This window comes from Pseudoalteromonas sp. SR43-5, assembly GCF_014163835.1.
Classification (GTDB): domain Bacteria; phylum Pseudomonadota; class Gammaproteobacteria; order Enterobacterales; family Alteromonadaceae; genus Pseudoalteromonas; species Pseudoalteromonas distincta.
In genome coordinates, this window is the sequence record NZ_JACJEA010000007.1 from 31,190 (window position 1) to 47,916 (window position 16,727).

Sequence of the window (16,727 nt, forward strand, 5' to 3'; positions counted from 1 at the left end):
GGTTTTAGGCATGAAAAAATTTACAACAGCAGCCCTTGCCCTATGTATGGCAACACTGATGGGTTGTTCATCAAGTGATGATGAAGATGAACTAGTACTTCCTGAAATTGTAAACCAATTTGAAACTGACGTTGTTTGGCAAGAGTCTGTAGGTGATGGAGTAGAGCATTACTTTTCTCGTTTAACACCAGCTGTTTACAAAGATACTGTATATGTTGCTAGCCGCGAAGGCCAAGTAGAAGCGCTTTCGCTTACTAACGGCGATACCAAGTGGGAAACCGATGTACGCCAAGATTTATCGTTTTGGCCATGGGCTGACAACGGTAATGCAAAATTATCAGGTGGTATTTTGCAAGCCTATGGTAAAATTTATATAGGTTCTGAACACGGCTTTATTATTGCTCTTGATCGCGAAACCGGTGAAGAAGTTTGGCGTAAAAATGTACCAGGCGAATCACTGTCTAAACCGACAGCAGGCGATGGCTTAATATTTGTAAATTTAGGCTCTGGTAAATTGTTAGCCCTTCACCCAGATACGGGCGAAGAGCGTTGGAGTTTTGAACAAGAAGTTCCACCACTAACATTACGCGGACAAAGCTCGCCAACTGTTGCTAACGGTGGTGTATTAGTAGGCCTTGAAACAGGCAAGCTAAGCGTTTTAATTTCAGACAGTGGTTACTCAGCATGGAGCGCAGAAATTGCGGTTGCTAAAGGCGCATCAGAATTTGAACGCCTAGTTGACGTAGACACTCAACCGCTTATTAGCGGTCCATACGCTTACGCTATAGCTTACAACGGCAACTTAGCTGCTGTAGATATTCGCTCTGGCAACGTAGTGTGGAAACGTGAGTACAGCAGCTACCGCGAAATTGCGATGGATGCACAAACAATTTATTTAGTAGATAGCGATGGTGTTATTTACGCATTAGATAAAAATTCAGGTATTGAACGTTGGAGCCAACCCGCTCTACGTGGTTGGTACCTAACAGGCCCTGCAGTTGCAGGTAGCCACTTAGCTTTAGGCGACCAAGAAGGTAACCTACATTGGCTAAATAAAGAAACTGGCGAGCTAGTATCTCGAGAAGACTTTGACAGCTCAGGCTTTTTTGTTGAGCCAGTTGTTGCCGACGATAAGCTAATTTTATACACCCGTGATGGTGAAGTTAGTATGGTAAAAATACCAAACTAACTGACTGCTATTAGTATAACCTGCTAATAGTTAATTGTTTTTTGTAAGGCTTCGCACTGCGAAGCCTTTTGTTGTTTTTTAAAGAGGTAGTTTATGCTTCCCGTGATCGCTCTAGTTGGGCGACCCAATGTGGGCAAGTCCACATTATTTAACCGTTTAACACGTACTCGTGATGCACTCGTAGCCGATTTTCCAGGTTTAACACGAGATAGAAAATATGGCCAAGCTAGTTACGATGGCTATGAATTTATCGTGGTAGACACGGGCGGTATTGATGGCTCAGAAGAAGGCATCGAAATCGAAATGGCAGATCAATCTCTGCTAGCCATTGAAGAAGCCGACATTGTTCTGTTTTTAGTAGATGCTCGTGTAGGTATGACCGTAGCTGACCAAGCCATTGCTAATCACTTGCGTAAACAAGAGAAAAAGTGCTTTGTTGTTGCCAATAAAACCGACGGCATTGATGCAGATTCAAACTGTGCTGAATTTTACCAATTATCATTAGGTGAAATACATCACATTGCAGCTGCACATGGCCGTGGTATTACCCTATTACTTGAACAAACACTTCAGCCGCTTATTGCTGAACTAGCTGCTCAAGATGAAGAAGTAACAGGCGATGACGAAGAATTAATCGATCTTTACGAAGAAGGCGAAGGTGATGATACCGATCATCAAGCGTTTGCAGACAAACCTGTAAAGCTTGCTATTATTGGTCGCCCTAACGTTGGTAAGTCAACACTTACAAACCGTATATTGGGTGAAGATCGTGTAATTGTATATGATATGCCAGGTACAACGCGCGATTCTATTTATATTCCAATGACGCGTAACGACAAAGAGTATGTGTTAATTGACACAGCCGGTGTTCGTAAGCGTAAAAAAGTAAGTGACGTAGTTGAAAAGTTCTCAGTAATTAAAACATTACAAGCAATCGAAGATTGTAACGTGGTTTTACTTGTTGTGGATGCGCGCGATGGTATTTCTGATCAAGACTTAAGCTTATTAGGTTTTGCGCTTAACTCAGGTCGTTCGCTGGTTATTGCCGTTAATAAATGGGATGGCCTTGACGACTACGTTAAAGATCGTATTAAAACAGAGCTTGATCGCCGTTTAGGCTTTATTGACTTTGCACGCTTACACTTTATATCTGCACTTCACGGTACAGGTGTTGGTCATTTATTTGAATCGGTTGATGAAGCGTACGAGTCAGCAACTAAGCGTATTAGCACTGCAATGCTTCGCCGTATTATGGACATGGCTCAAGCCGATCACCAGCCGCCACTTGTTCGTGGTCGTCGTGTTAAGCTTAAATATGCGCATGCCGGTGGTTATAACCCGCCACGTATTGTAATTCATGGTAACCAAGTTCACGATTTACCAGATAGCTACAAACGCTACCTTATGAACTACTACCGTAAAGCACTTAAAATTATGGGCACCCCAATCAAAATTGAATTTAGAGAAGGTGATAACCCATTTGCAGGGCGTACTAATAAAGTAACGCTTTCGCAAAAACGTAAAATACGTGCGTTTGCAAAAGAAAACCGTAATAAATAAACTGCATAAGCGTTAATCTATTACAGAAAAACGGCGTACTTTTTAGTACGCCGTTTTTTATTACTGAAAATTAAGTAATGCTAATTGCACCAGCCGTTCAACTGTCGTGTCTTGAACATTTTTAGGCGCTTTGGGGTAATACTTTGATTTTGGCGGCTTAATAGTTATAAACCCATGATTGGTCGCCATTTCGTGGGCTAACAGCTTACGCTCTCGGGGGGTTAAATGGTTTTCGTGTATTTTTGCCAGCTCGCCGCTATCAAGCCATATGCCTGCACAACCAGGGCATTCGTCTATCTCAACCACTTTGAGCGGCGAAAAATACCGGCGCATCATCACAATATCTAGGGTCTGTTGATCTTTCAAGGTTAAATTTGCAGCAGCCTGTTTGGTATTTAGGCAAGGCAGAGCCTATGTAGTGTGGTTATTCCCCATAAATAGGCGATAACGTAGCATTAATGCCAAACAGGCGCTACCCAAAGGGTTCTTCCTAGGGACTATTTACTCTTTGTTGCTCGGCTTTTACTTAGTCCACTAGGTTACAAACCTCGCGCCGTGATTAAATAGCCCCTAGTTTGAACAAATTTTAATCCGAAAAGTTCAACAGACCCTAAGCATTTAGGGCAATTTACTCGCGATGAGACTTCGCCCTCACCTTCGGTATAATTACTCAAATACTTAAGTAAAACCTGACCATGCTTTAACTCCGGCGAGCTAAATTTAAAAATTTGGCTGTTATCAAAAAATACGCCGCCTTGCGCTGACGTAAAAACAGTAATCCCGCCAACAAGTAAAGGTTCAAGTGGCGTATTACTACGAGGACAATACATTTAAAATTCCTTTTTATTTATTTTCTTTTACTCAAGTGCTTTATGAATAAGCCCAACAAGCGGGCCGGGCAATGTAATATTACCTGCAAGTACAAACTCATGCGCGTCATCTGACATTTTTTGCCATGTACGGCGAATAATACCAATCCATTTTTCTTCATTGTAATCTGGTTTTGCATTGGCAAACCCAAGCATATAATGTTCAATAAATACAAGGCTTGCTACATCTTCTACTAATTGGCTGTCTGGGTTACGTTTAATATTTTTTTTAGCGACCGCATCGTACACTCGGTTTTGCTCAGCTTCACCGTAATCAGCTTGCTTCATGAGCGCAACCACGCTGCTAGCATGAAATATATAAAGTGCACTGCGCCACTGATGATAGCCCTGTTTGTTCATTTCAAAATCACTACGTGGCGACTTCCAACGCTGAATATGCTGTGCACGCACTGCAATTTGCATGAGTTCATCTGCATCTGGTTTAAAACGAGTTAACATTTCGCTCATGCGCAAGGCGTATAAACTTTCTTTTGGAAAGCTTTGTCCATTGTGCTGCTCAGTATTAGGGTCTTGGTCGTTTGCTTCATCAATTAAGGTAATTACTTTATTAAACATGACGATCATTTTTTATAATAAGTTTTAGTCATTCTAAACGCTGATAAAACAATAAACTAGTACGCCAATCAGTTACGCAGTGAAATTTGTTCAATCAAAAAGTAAAACCAAGAGTTACAGGTTATAAAAGTAAGCGCATTGATTAAGTTAACTTGGTACTATATTGAGCACAAATTAAAATAAAAAGCGCGATAAATAATAACTAACTCGCCAATAACGGATGACTATGTTTAAAAAAAGTATTCTAGCTATATGCTTAGCGGTTGCATCGCTACCAAGCTTAGCCGACACTAACACTGATTTAAAAACCATTATTGATAACCACTGGCAAAACGCCAAAGCTGAAAAAATATTTTTTCGTACCGACCCAGACGGCTGGAAGCCAAACGGTACATTGCCAAATTGGAGCGAGCAAGCCATTGCAAAGCGCCAAGCTTATAACAACAGCGTACTAAAAAGCTTAGCCAGCATTGACCCAAAAACGCTCAACAACGAGCAGCTAATGAACTACCGCTTATTTAAATATGAGCGAAAAACCGAGCAGCAAAGTTACCTTTTTCAAGATAAGTATTTTCCGGTTAATTTTTTAAGTGGCTGGCATACTTATTTTGCCGAAGCCCCCGCTAACATGGCATTTTTAACACCCGACGATTACAACGCATTTTTAATCAGCCTTGCCGACTACCCTCGCTTTAATCAGCAAAATATTGATTTAATGAAAGAGGGTATAAAAACAGGCTTTACTCATTACTGCAAAACCTTTGAAAATTACAGCCAAAGCATTAGCGCGCATATTGTTAAGCAACCTGAAAACAGTGCCCTTTACGAGCCCTTTACACGTATACCAAACACGTTTACAGCAGAGCAAAAATCTACATACCAAAACAAAGCTAAGGCCTTAATCAGCTCAAAAGTAGTACCTGCTTATCAGCATTTTTACGACTTTTTTGAGAACGATTACATGCCTAACTGTAGAGCGCAGCCGGGTATTTCAAGCGTTAAAGGCGGGCTTGAGTATTACAAATATGCAGTTAATTACTACACCACAACAGACGCCACGCCAAAGCAAATACACGAACTAGGCTTAAAAGAAGTCGCGCGTATAAAAACGCAAATGCAAAACATTATTGATGAAGTAGGTTTTGATGGCACATACAGCGATTTTTTAGAATTTTTAGCGACCGATAAGCAATTTTACGCAACAGACGCGCAAGACCTGCTAGAAAAAACCGCTTTTATTACGCAAAAAATGTATGGCAAGTTACCAACCTACTTTAATCATTTACCGCGTAATACCTTTACTATTAAAGGCTCAGCGAGTCGCGGCGCGTTTTATATGCCACCTGCTGATAACCGTTCCCCCGGCACTTATTTTTTAGCCTCAACACCTAAACTACAGCCTTTATATAATTTAGAAGCACTTAGCTTACATGAGGCAATACCAGGGCATCATTTACAAAACGCTATTGCTATGGAGTTAAATGTACCCGAATTTAGACGCACACTTAGCCACTCTGCATTTGGCGAAGGTTGGGCACTATACACAGAGCGCTTAGGTAAAGAAGCCGGCTTTTATCAAAGCCCGTACAGCGACTTTGGTCGTTTAGGCTACGAAATGTGGCGTGCAGTAAGACTTGTTGTTGATACCGGTATTCATGCCTTTGGTTGGAGCCGCCAAAAGGCTATTGACTACTTGGCAGATCACACTGCTTTGCCACAAAGCGCGGTGGAGGATCAAATAGATCGTTATATATCATGGCCAGGCCAAGCGCTTTCGTACAAAATGGGCGAAATAAAAATACGCGAACTGCGTGCAAAAGCCGAAAAAGAACTAGGTGCTAAGTTTGATATTCGCAGCTTTCACGACACCGTTATAGGCCAAGGCTCGCTGCCTATGGAAGTATTAGAAGACGTAATAAACGATTGGATAGAAAAACAAAAATCGGCTATTTAACATTAAAGGAGGCGGTATTATTTGCCGCCTCTTTTTAAAACCCTCTTAAACACCTCAAAACTAATCCCTACCCGCTTTTGCTTCGTAAAGCTCTAGAGTTTAAAAACCTGAGCAAACCTATGAGCAAACGTATTTTATATTGGCTACAAAACGATTTACGAATAGACGACAACCCTATTTTAAGCGAACTTGCTACTGAGCAATGCGCGCTTGATATTGTATTTGTTATAAACCCGCACTGGTTTAAAAATAATAACTATCAACAAAAGCCATATGGCGTGCACAAACAGCAGTTTTTAATGCAATGCTTGTACGAACTACAACAAGCACTTATTGAGCACGGGCAAACCCTGCATGTGCTTGAAGGCGAACCTGTATCGCTTTTGAAAGCGCGTATTAATGAGCAAAATATAGATAAAGTTGTATACAGCGAGCAATTTGGCCTGTACGAGCAACGCCAAATAAACTTACTCAAAGCACATTGCCCTAATACTAAATTTACAGGGTCGCAGCATGACACGCTCTTTAAGCAAAGTGACCTCCCCTTTGATTTAAACGAATTACCTAAACACTTTACCCCGTTTCGTAAAAAGGTAGGGGCCGCCACTAGCCCCATTTCACTTTCAACATTACCAAACGGTTTGCTCCCTCAGCCAATAACCTTGTGCGCTAAAAAACCTTTAGAGCGTATAGCAAATAATGGCGTAATGCATGGCGGGTTTAAAAGTGCGCAAACACATTTAAAACAATACTTTTCAGGTTTACTACCAAGTACTTATAAAATAACTCGAAACGAGCTTGATGGCTTTAATAACACCACAAAATTTAGTACCTGGCTTGCTTTTGGTTGTGTAAGTGCGCGGCAAGTTTATAAAGCAGTTGAGGCGTACGAACATAACCAAATAACAAACGAGTCTACCTACTGGATTAAATTTGAATTGCTATGGCGAGAGTATTTTAAATGGCATGCACTTAAGGCAGGTAAAAGCCTGTTTAGCTTTAAAGGCCAAAAGCAAACAAAACCCCTTACTACATTTATGCCAAACCGCTTTGCTACGTGGTGTAATGGCTCAACACCCTACCCATTAGTCAATGCCATTATGAATGAGCTTAACGCTACGGGTTATATATCAAATAGAGCAAGGCAAATTGCAGCCAGCTGCTTAGTGAACGAGCTTGGCCTTGATTGGCGCTATGGCGCAGCATATTTTGAACAACAATTGATTGATTACGATGTAGCCGCTAATTGGGGTAATTGGCAATATATAGCAGGTGTAGGCGTAGATCCGCGTGGTGGTAGGCACTTTAATATTGAAAAACAAACGTTACAGTTTGACCCGCACACTGTTTACACTAATAAATGGCAAGGCAATGAAAATACCAGCACGCAGCTGGATACCTTAAACGAAGTTGATTGGCCAATTTAAGCCGCCAATCAACTTTTACACAGTAACGTTTAAAACAGCTCAGCAATACCCACATTAATAGCGTAACCACCCAAGGTTAAAAACAAAAATAAACAGCCTGCTAATAACAGCGGTTTTATACCCGCTTGGCGAATAGCGCCAACATGTGTGCGTAAACCTAAAGCCACCATCGCAATGGTGAGTAATATATTATCAAACCAAACAACTGCGCTTGTAGCGACTTGAGGAATAACTGATAGCGAATGTACACCACTTGCCACAATAAATAACACCGCAAACCAAGGGATTGTAATACCCGCTTTTTGCTCGCCGCCATGCACGTTATTGTTTGTTTTAGCATGCTTTTTACTTTGCCAAAACGATAAGCCCACTAAAAATGGCGCAAGCATCATCACCCTTAGCATTTTTTCTATAACGGCGGTATCTGCAGCATTGGCGCTTACAGCTGTGCCCGCTGCAACCACTTGCGCTACTTCATGAATAGTTGAGCCTACAAAAATACCGTAAGCGTGCTCGCTCAATCCCATGTAATCAAACATGATTGGGTAGGCGAACATGCTTAACGTGCCAAACACCACCACCGTTGCCACCGCTACCGATACTTTATGCGCCTGCGCTTTTATAACTGGCTCAGTTGCCATAACCGCAGCGGCACCACAAATAGAACTACCCGCGCCAATTAATATGGTTGTTTTTTCATCAAGCTTAAATACCCGCTTACCTAGCTGCACTGCCAAAATAAATGTGCCTAACAGCATTACAACATCGATTAATAAGCCTTCCCAGCCTACGCCCGCTACTTGCGCAAAGGTAATTCTAAACCCAAACAACACAACCCCCGCTTTAAGCAATATACTTTTAGCGTAATCAACACCTATATCGGTTTGCGTAGCAATACGCGAAAACACACTGTTACCCACAATAATGCCAAGCACTATACCAATAGTTAAAGAGCTAAATTGCGCACTTTGCATTATGGGTAACTTACTTAATGCAACAGATGCCCCCGCCAAAACCACCACCAGCAGCATACCTAACCACCAGCGCGTATCGCCATATTGCTTAGTATTAATACCCAAAGGCTGAAACCCATTTTTAATAGCGCTAAGCATAATATTCCCTCAATTGAACAACGTTAAACTGTTGACTTCATTTTAAGAAAGCGCAAAATATAACTCCAATACATTAAAATCATGATTCGATAACTTAAAGTTATGTAATTTGAGAGGCACAATGAACTTGCATGCACTTCGGGTGTTTTATACGGTAGCAAAGCTTGGTAGTTTTTCAGGCGCAGCTGAAGCGCTTTTTATAAGCCAACCGGCTGTATCTAAAGCGCTAAAAGAGCTTGAGCACCAATTAAATATTCAACTTATAGAGCGTGCATCTAAAGGCAAAAAACTTACCTTAAGCGAGGGCGGCCAAGCCTTGTATGATCATGCACGTAGCATTTTTGCCATTGAAAAAGCCGCCATAGAAGATATTAAATCACGCACAGGGCTTAAGCGTGGCACGCTCGTTATAGGCACTAGTACAACCATTGCCAGCTATTGGCTACCGCCCTACTTAGCTAAATTTTGCGCGCAGTACCCTGATATAAAGGTAGAAGTACAAGTGGCTAATACAGCGCAAATTGAGCACGCCCTACTTGAATGCACTATCGATTTAGCACTGGTTGAAGGCACACCTACCGAGCCGCATATAATAAGTAAGCACTGGCAAAACGATTTAATGAGTGTCGTTATACCCAGTAACTTTAAGCCCGCTAAAAACTTAAAAGTCTGGTTAAACAAACAGTTTTGGTTATTACGTGAGCCAGGCTCTGGCACTTTAGAAATGTCGGTAAAGCTATTAGCACAACATGACGTACAAGCAGAGCAAAGTATGCAATTAGGCAGCAACGAAGCCATAGCAAGGGCCGTCGCTCAAGGTATGGGGGTCGCTTTATTGCCAAATGTAGTCACTGAAGATTTAGTGCAGTTAGGCAAATTAACACGCCTGAGCCAAAAAAATAACGAGCAACTCTCTCGGCCTCTTTATCAACTGCATTATAAAGACAGGCCGTCTTCGCATGCTGCGCAAGCGTTCGAAAAAAACCTGTTTAGTGAATAATGTTTGATCTGAGCTGTAAGCCGAGTAAGAAAACGGTTGTGTAACATTAGTCGCTTATTGTGGTGTTACCTTAATTTATTATATATAAGCCAACTAGTTAAACCCATTGAAAGTACTAATAAATGAAGAACCAATGTTTCACGATTAAATTCACTAAATAGACTGAGTAAAAAAACTGGAAGTATGCTTAAGATTAAAACTACCGGTAATTTAAATAAATTTAACTTTTGGAGTAATAAGCTAATAGGTAATCCGTAAATGAACATTAAAGGATAAAAATAAAATAAACTTCCCACCCCTATTGATATACCAAAACCAACACCTGAAATTAATGAACTCACAGAATTATAGTTTTCGATACCCGCATAAAAATAACAAAAACCAAGGACTGGTAATGCAATTAAAGGACTAAGAATCGCAGCAATCAAATTTTTACGTAGCTCCTTAGACATATTAAGGCATACCACAACGAGCTTGTAGATTAATTCGTTTTTTATTTGTTTTAATTGATATACAAACCATAGCTGAATTCCTATTTTGGCTCAGCCAAAGGGGTAAAACTTGGCCTTACACATTAAAGTACCAGGAGACTAGTTATATGAGTCCAGCAGCTACCTCATAAACCTATTAGTTAAATCGGTAAACCAAATACGAGCAAGCTGACCTTACAAACCCTGAGTTAAGTCTTGCGCTAACGTACCCGTTGGCTTTTCAATTACGCGTACCAACTCTTTGCCATTTTGTTTAACAATAAACGTTGGCGTGTATTGTAAGTCGTGAGCCTGTGCAATGCCTGCATCGTCTTGCTTGTTGTAACCTACGGCCACATAGTCAATGCTTGCAAGTTGTACTTTCGATGCATCAAGTAACTTAATGAGTTTTGGCACTTCGCGCTCACTGTCGTGGCACCACGTTCCAAATAATACAATTAGCTCCTTGCCTTCTAGCTTTTGCATTAATGAAATGTCTTGTGCTGTTGGTGTATACGCCTTGTATTGCTCGTTAAACTTGTCGTAGTCGCTTAGCAGTGCTTGCGTACTTATCTCGCCCGAAAATGGCGCTGTAGCAGCGCAGCTTACAAGCGGCATACTTAAAGCGCACAGTAAAATTAATTGTTTAAACATAAGGTTGCTCTTAATTTAGGTATTAAACGACTATACCCAATATTGAGTGTGGAGTGAACAACTCAAAACCGTTACTTTTTATCCATAAAAAAGTTAACTTGCGATAAGTGAGTTAAATATTCTCGCCTAACGTTTTTATTCTCAGCTAGCTTATCTAAGTCACCAATTAAGGTAACAAGCTTGGTGTGTGAGTGACGGTTTGTTTCTATAAAATCATCTTGCTTGTCATCACTCTCATCGCGCTCTTTTTTATGCATTGAGTAGCTGTTTTCGTTTTCTTCAAGCCAAATATCGTCAATTAAGCGAATGTCGCTTTTGCTAATGGTTTGTTCTTGCATCGCCATTTGCAGCTCGTATTGATTGGTTTGCGGATTAAACTCAAACATTTTTGTATCAACATCAACCTCGTGAGACTGAACAAGCCCCACAAGTTCTTTATTTTTAACCGCAGTACCTACGTTATAACTCTCTTCTTTGTTGTAGTAATCAGGGCGACTGTATTGATAATCAAAGTGGCTACTTACATTTTTACTTTGCGTTACACCGCTAAGCTCCCCTAATTGGCTTTGTTCAGTCGCTTGGCTTAGCTCAATTGTACTTTTAGGCTGATAATCGCCGTTATCAAGCACATAAGAAAACGTGGCATCAAAATCAGCGAGCTTAGAAATCCCCGCTCCTAATGTATTCGGCGCCTTATTACCAAGCCCTTGGTAACGGGCATCGTTTGTAATCATGTTATCAACCAAATCGGCAACCATGGCGCGCCCGTCATTAAAGTGCTGATCTGCAAGCGACTCCAAATTGCTATAACGCTCAGCCGCCGCCGACATACTCGTAAAAGCACCTTTAAACAATGCAAAACCTTGCTGAATTGCCTCATCGCCTTTGCGCCCAAATGCAAACTCTTTATCGTCTTTGGTGCTGTTTACTCGGCTATCTTCTAGGCTTTGATCTAGCGACGCTAAATACTGATCCATTTGCTGCGTGTCTTCAGCGCCAATGGTTGACATATCGAGTGCAAAATCAATGTCGTTTTGCCCACCTGCGGCTGTAAACACAAGTGCTTGCTGGTTTGATGCTTCATCAATGGAGTAACTCAAATCAAGCGTGTTCTGGGCAGTATCAAGCGCATCATTTTGCGTTGTTGAAAACGACACATTAAAACCGGCTAACTGTTCACTATTAAAGCCCGCTAAAAAATCTAAGCTCATGTCTGTTTGATTTGGGACTATAAGAGGGTTGAATGAATTTTCACTCACTTTAAAAAATTCATCGGCCATTTCACCAACACCCGCCATAACCTGCGTTAAAGCGCCATGTTCAGCCTCAGATAAATTACCATTAACTTCGTAACTTATGCCAAAGCCATCTATCGCTTCACCTGTTTCTTCGTCATAACCTTGCGATGAGTTAAAGGTAATGTTTATAACATCGCCTTCTTTAGTTTTTACCGAGAGCTCAAACAGGTAGTTATCGTCATCCTCGTATTTTGCGCGATTAAGGCTTTCCATGTATGGATTAAGTGAGCGCTCAACACGTTGCTGGCTTGAGGCTAAAAACGTTTTTTGCTCATGCCCAAGCTGACCTAAACTCGATAAAATATCGCTGGTATTAGCATAAGCACCCTGAATATTTTTAACTGACGTATTTAATCGCTCAATTAATTGGGTGCTGTTTTCGTTTTTTAATAACCCCTCATGCTGAGAGCTTATTACGGTGCGCAGGGCGAGTTCTTCATCGGAGAGTTTATAGTTAAGCATGCTGGGCGTGCTTGAAATAGTAAATAACGAGGTAAGTTGCTGCTTTAAAACGTCCTCGACCTTTTGATTACTGGCTAGTGCTTCATCAAGAGTTTCATTATTTAACTGGCTTAATAACCCATCGGTTATTTTTGGCGCGTTAGTTTGTAAATCATTTATAGCTTGAAGGTCGCCGCTATTTTCTAGCGCAGCCAAAGAGGTATGATCCGTATTATTAACTGATTGGGAAAGCAAAGTGCTCAAATTAGCCTGGCTGGCGAGTGTATTATTAACCATGATTATCCTTAACCGCTTAACCCTATTAAGTAATGTATCGGTCATTTGGCTAGAAGCTTTAGCTACAGTTAATTAAGCTAAAAGCAGAAAAAATTAATACTTAAATTCAAATAATAATGGTCTGCTTTTAGGGAGCAATCTAAATTAACCCTCTTCTTCCAACACAATATTTCGCTCAGCTAAGGCATTTAATAATTTTTTACTCGGCTCGCTATTTTCTAAACCAATTATTTTAGTAAGATTAGGTAGTAAAGCTAAATCATCAATTACTTTGTTCGTTACTTTGGGTACTTCATCTCCCATTCCGGGATCCCAAAATGGATGCATGTGTTCTAAAAATACAGCCCCTCCACCCAAACCACTGTCTTGATAAAGCTGCGTTACTTTTTCGAGTAAAGTCATCGGTATTTCTACGTTTTTAAAGTACTTTTTAACTTCAGCAATGCACTCATATCCATCTTCTTCTCGATCAATTTCGCGTTTTATATACTCTTTGGCAAATAAATCTAAATCAAACTTTGGTAAGAGGATCTCTTGTCGATACATCAGCTCTTCAATAACGAGTAACTTAAAATTAAAATCACGAAATAAAATGGTTGGTTTATTATTAATATTAAACAATTTAGGTGTGTTTTTTAAAGCATCAGCTTCTAAAAGTAACGATTTTAAGTGTGTCACTTTAGCTTTATCGGTAGTGGCTTTAAGTAATATGTCTAAGCTTTTTCGAGTAGGGGCTGAAACGGTAATTCTACGCAGAGCCGTTTTAATATTTTTGTTGTATTTTTCTTGGCTAACTGCATCTATATTATCTAATTTTTGTTGATAATCGTTAATTATACTTTGTTTTGCGCCCTTTGCTTTAATGTGATTTAGGTGTTCTTGAATATGTGCTTGTTGTGTTTTTTTACCTTCAATCCCAAGCGGGCATAGTATTAAATTTTCAATTAAATAATCCATCTCAATATCAGAAAAATCAAAGTCATTAATCAGGCTTTTAAAAATCAGAGGTGCGTTTTTATAAAACACATCTGCAGGCTTTGCAAGCATACTTAGTAGTTCTGAATGCATCCAGCCGTAACTGCTATTTCTAGCATGCCTAACAATGCTCGAATGTAATAGCTGAGTAAACTCGTTTATAACATCTGGGTGAAACTCTTCAAAAATACCCATTATCAAATTACTATCTTCATCTGGAAATGCTCGATAAAAAGAAGGAAGCAATAGCGCTATATCAACTTTATTGAGTTCATACCGCTTGATAAAATCTGGAGTGTAACTGCCTACTGAAAGATAAAAATATAGCTCTATTAAACCTGAAACAACTAAGTTAATTTTTGTATTTTGCTGATGTACCCGTTGGTGTTCAATAAGTTCTTTTATTTTAGTTAGTATAGTTTGGTGATATTTTAATAACACCAAAGCATTTGGCGAATAATCTGAGCTACTTACAGTCTCAATAAACGTAGCAAGGTACTCAACCTCAAGTGTGTCAGATAAATCTATGGTTGAAAGCCAATTCATCATTGCGCTGTATATTTCATCTTCAATGCTAAAATCAGCCCTCATTAAACTACGACATTCTGGCCAATCAATGAGCCCTCGATCATATTGCCTTTTAATGGTTGCTTGCTGTTCTTCTATTAATTTTTTCCATTGCGCATGAATGTTTCTTACTGTTGCTTTATTTTTTTTATTAGGTACACCTTTTTGAACAACACCAAAATTAGGGTCACGAATTAAATCTATATTTTTTTGTATCTGAGAATGTATAGTCAACATATTTACTCGGTAGTCCTTACTCGAAAGATATTTTTGTGGGGTTATAGGGTATTCTTTTTATTTATTAGCAAACTGCAGACAACTTAATCGACGAACCATCACCATAATCATCATGAACCATAACTAATACTGGAATAGGATAATCCCAGCCTCCAGCCTTCCACCAGCTCTCAGCCAGCCATTGTTTTGTTAGATTAGCAATTAAGTAACCCGCGTTGAACTCTTCATTGATATAATATTTCTCATCAAAATGAGGTATAGCATAATCACCCGAAAGTAACTCCACTGATTTACCAGAAAATATTGAAGCATCAGTGCTATTTATCTTTTTTTGTTTTCCTTCGTAATATATCCAAGCTGAAGGAGTCTCCATACAATCATCACCTAGAAATATTTGAATCTCAGCACCTAAAACAGATTCAGGAATTGAAACTGTAAACAACTTCTTGAGCTCGCGAATAAAACAAGGTGATATCTTTTCTAATGAAACTAAAAACTTAGCTTTAAACTGCTCTGAACTTAAACCAAATGGCACCATACGTACTTCTCCCAATAACTAAACATTAAGCCAGCTGATACCGCTTAACATACTGATTAAACTTGTCTTTTATAATTTTATTTCAATGTTTTTTTGTAGATCAGGGGTTGACTCTAAGAATAACTTCCACGCGCCAAGAGCTTCTTTAAGCTGCTGCGTAGATATATTTTGAAAATAGCTATCGTCTAGTAAAGAATATACTTGTGCATTGTGTAGCGTGAATTCAGTTCCCCATCTTTCGCGGTTCCAGTCAAGAAAGCTACATTCACTTGCTAAAACAGAGTTTATTCTCTTTATTCCTTCATCAATCCAAAAAATAGTTTCACTGTAATGTAACCCACCATCATCTAATAAAAGACTTAACAATACACTCTTACCATTACTGTTTACATTTTCACAAGAGCATATTGGTACAATGCGACCAAACTGAATTCGCCAAGAAAAATTTATTTTCATAGCCCACCCTAAATACATTTGAAATTAAACTAGGGGAATATAAATATTCCTTTAAAGTCAAAACGAGCTTATTTATTAAGCATTGAATTTATACTATTTAGGAATTTTTAACTCCTCTTCTATGATATTAAAAGCAATTACTGGAGAACAAAAAGATAAAATTTATCTAGCTTTTTATTCTTTGTACTAAAAAGTCGACCGCCGCTTTTACCTTAGGCACTAAATAGCGCTGCTTTTGGTACAACAGATAAACGGCCATATTGGTGTTTTGCGTTATTGCTAACTCATGCTCAAACTTAAGCTCTTGCAACTGGCCAGACTCAAGGTATGAGTCGAGCGCCCATCGAGTTGACATTAAAATGCCCTCGCCATTACATGCTTTTTTAGCTAGCCACGATCCGTTATTTGAAATAGCGACCGCAGGCCCAGAAACGTCGTGCCATTGCTCATCCACTTTACATAACCAAGGCGTTGGCCCCGCTGGCGTTTTAAAATAAAGACCACTGTGGCCCTTTAATTCCATAACATTAGTAGGTACACCGTATTTTTGTAAATAGCAGGGTGACGCAACAGGAATAAAGCCGTTATCCATTAGTTTTATTGCTAGCACGCGCTCATTTGGCGCATAGCCACCGCGAATCGCAATATCAACATCGTCGCGCCCAAGTGTCGACAGCTCATCACTTAAGCTAACATCTAATATAATTTCGGGGTATAGCGCGCTAAATTCATCAAGCAGAGGCAGTAGTATTTTGTCACCAAAACTCACCATTGAGCTTATACATAATCGCCCCATTGGTGTTGTTTGATAACTGCGCACAGTTTCATGGCTTTGCTCTAGCTGATTTAATATTTGCTGAACATCGTTATAGTAAATTTGCCCAACTTCGGTCAATTTAACTATGCGGGTCGAACGCTTTAAAAGCGTCGCCCCTAGGCTTTTTTCTAAATCAGCAACTCGCCTCGACAACGACGAAGGCGGCACATCAAAAGCTTTGGCGGCTTTGGTAAAACTGCCCGTTTCAACCACCTTAATAAAATACCGTATGGCTTTTAGTTGATCCAAGTTGCCTCTCCATTAAATAAAATGCTTTATTGTCTTAAAGA

Annotated in this window: 15 protein-coding genes and 1 pseudogene; 5 read left to right on the forward strand and 11 right to left on the reverse strand. The window is 39.8% G+C overall.

Features of this window, described 5'->3' with window-relative positions; genetic code table 11:
* Positions 1–10: 10 nt before the first annotated feature.
* Positions 11–1,189, forward strand: a complete 1,179-nt coding sequence (gene bamB / locus H5090_RS05665) for an outer membrane protein assembly factor BamB (RefSeq protein WP_002961301.1) — start codon at positions 11–13, stop codon at positions 1,187–1,189.
* A gap of 93 nt (positions 1,190–1,282) precedes the next feature.
* Positions 1,283–2,749: a ribosome biogenesis GTPase Der gene (der, locus tag H5090_RS05670; protein WP_024597862.1), complete on the forward strand. Its 1,467-nt coding sequence runs from the start codon at positions 1,283–1,285 to the stop codon at positions 2,747–2,749.
* A gap of 60 nt (positions 2,750–2,809) precedes the next feature.
* Here der and H5090_RS05675 read toward each other — a convergent pair.
* The 3 genes and pseudogenes from H5090_RS05675 to H5090_RS05685 form a co-directional block, all read right to left on the reverse strand.
* A pseudogene (locus H5090_RS05675) lies at positions 2,810–3,091 on the reverse strand (zf-TFIIB domain-containing protein); the annotation flags it as partial.
* 197 nt (positions 3,092–3,288) lie between these two features.
* On the reverse strand, positions 3,289–3,579 hold the full coding sequence (locus tag H5090_RS05680; RefSeq protein ID WP_404936424.1) for a hypothetical protein: 291 nt from the start codon (positions 3,577–3,579) through the stop codon (positions 3,289–3,291).
* Between the two features lie 27 nt (positions 3,580–3,606).
* Positions 3,607–4,194: a DUF4202 domain-containing protein gene (locus H5090_RS05685; RefSeq protein ID WP_182695236.1), complete on the reverse strand. Its 588-nt coding sequence runs from the start codon at positions 4,192–4,194 to the stop codon at positions 3,607–3,609.
* Positions 4,195–4,420: 226 nt separating this feature from the next.
* Here H5090_RS05685 and H5090_RS05690 point away from each other — a divergent pair, with 226 nt between their 5' ends.
* Together H5090_RS05690 and H5090_RS05695 are read left to right on the forward strand one after the other, a co-directional pair.
* On the forward strand, positions 4,421–6,148 hold the full coding sequence (locus H5090_RS05690; protein WP_182695237.1) for a DUF885 family protein: 1,728 nt from the start codon (positions 4,421–4,423) through the stop codon (positions 6,146–6,148).
* A gap of 119 nt (positions 6,149–6,267) precedes the next feature.
* Positions 6,268–7,575 carry a DASH family cryptochrome gene (locus tag H5090_RS05695; protein ID WP_182695238.1) on the forward strand — a complete coding sequence of 436 codons (1,308 nt, stop codon included), beginning with the start codon at positions 6,268–6,270 and terminating at the stop codon, positions 7,573–7,575.
* A gap of 29 nt (positions 7,576–7,604) precedes the next feature.
* On the opposite strand, the gene H5090_RS05700 is transcribed toward H5090_RS05695, so the two are convergent.
* Positions 7,605–8,687 (reverse strand): YeiH family protein, encoded by a 1,083-nt coding sequence (locus H5090_RS05700; protein WP_182695239.1) that lies wholly within the window; start codon positions 8,685–8,687, stop codon positions 7,605–7,607.
* Between the two features lie 121 nt (positions 8,688–8,808).
* Between H5090_RS05700 and H5090_RS05705 the strand changes: the two genes are divergently transcribed.
* Positions 8,809–9,687 carry a LysR family transcriptional regulator gene (locus H5090_RS05705; protein ID WP_182695240.1) on the forward strand — a complete coding sequence of 293 codons (879 nt, stop codon included), beginning with the start codon at positions 8,809–8,811 and terminating at the stop codon, positions 9,685–9,687.
* A gap of 65 nt (positions 9,688–9,752) precedes the next feature.
* Here H5090_RS05705 and H5090_RS05710 read toward each other — a convergent pair whose 3' ends face one another.
* The 7 genes from H5090_RS05710 to H5090_RS05740 form a co-directional block, all read right to left on the reverse strand.
* On the reverse strand, positions 9,753–10,139 hold the full coding sequence (locus H5090_RS05710; RefSeq protein ID WP_182695241.1) for a hypothetical protein: 387 nt from the start codon (positions 10,137–10,139) through the stop codon (positions 9,753–9,755).
* 213 nt (positions 10,140–10,352) lie between these two features.
* A complete protein-coding gene (locus tag H5090_RS05715) occupies positions 10,353–10,811 on the reverse strand; it encodes a thioredoxin family protein (RefSeq protein ID WP_182695242.1) in 459 nt (152 codons plus the stop codon).
* Between the two features lie 71 nt (positions 10,812–10,882).
* Positions 10,883–12,847: a hypothetical protein gene (locus tag H5090_RS05720; RefSeq protein ID WP_182695243.1), complete on the reverse strand. Its 1,965-nt coding sequence runs from the start codon at positions 12,845–12,847 to the stop codon at positions 10,883–10,885.
* Between the two features lie 144 nt (positions 12,848–12,991).
* The gene (locus tag H5090_RS05725) at positions 12,992–14,626 is read right to left on the reverse strand and encodes a DUF6892 domain-containing protein (protein WP_182695244.1); all 1,635 of its coding nucleotides are present in this window, start codon (positions 14,624–14,626) and stop codon (positions 12,992–12,994) included.
* Positions 14,627–14,690: 64 nt separating this feature from the next.
* The gene (locus tag H5090_RS05730) at positions 14,691–15,164 is read right to left on the reverse strand and encodes a hypothetical protein (RefSeq protein ID WP_024597799.1); all 474 of its coding nucleotides are present in this window, start codon (positions 15,162–15,164) and stop codon (positions 14,691–14,693) included.
* 69 nt (positions 15,165–15,233) lie between these two features.
* Positions 15,234–15,620: a hypothetical protein gene (locus H5090_RS05735; RefSeq protein WP_033036383.1), complete on the reverse strand. Its 387-nt coding sequence runs from the start codon at positions 15,618–15,620 to the stop codon at positions 15,234–15,236.
* A 166-nt stretch (positions 15,621–15,786) separates the two neighbouring features.
* Positions 15,787–16,686, reverse strand: coding sequence for a LysR family transcriptional regulator (locus H5090_RS05740; protein ID WP_182695245.1), 900 nt, complete (start codon positions 16,684–16,686; stop codon positions 15,787–15,789).
* Positions 16,687–16,727 lie beyond the last annotated feature (41 nt).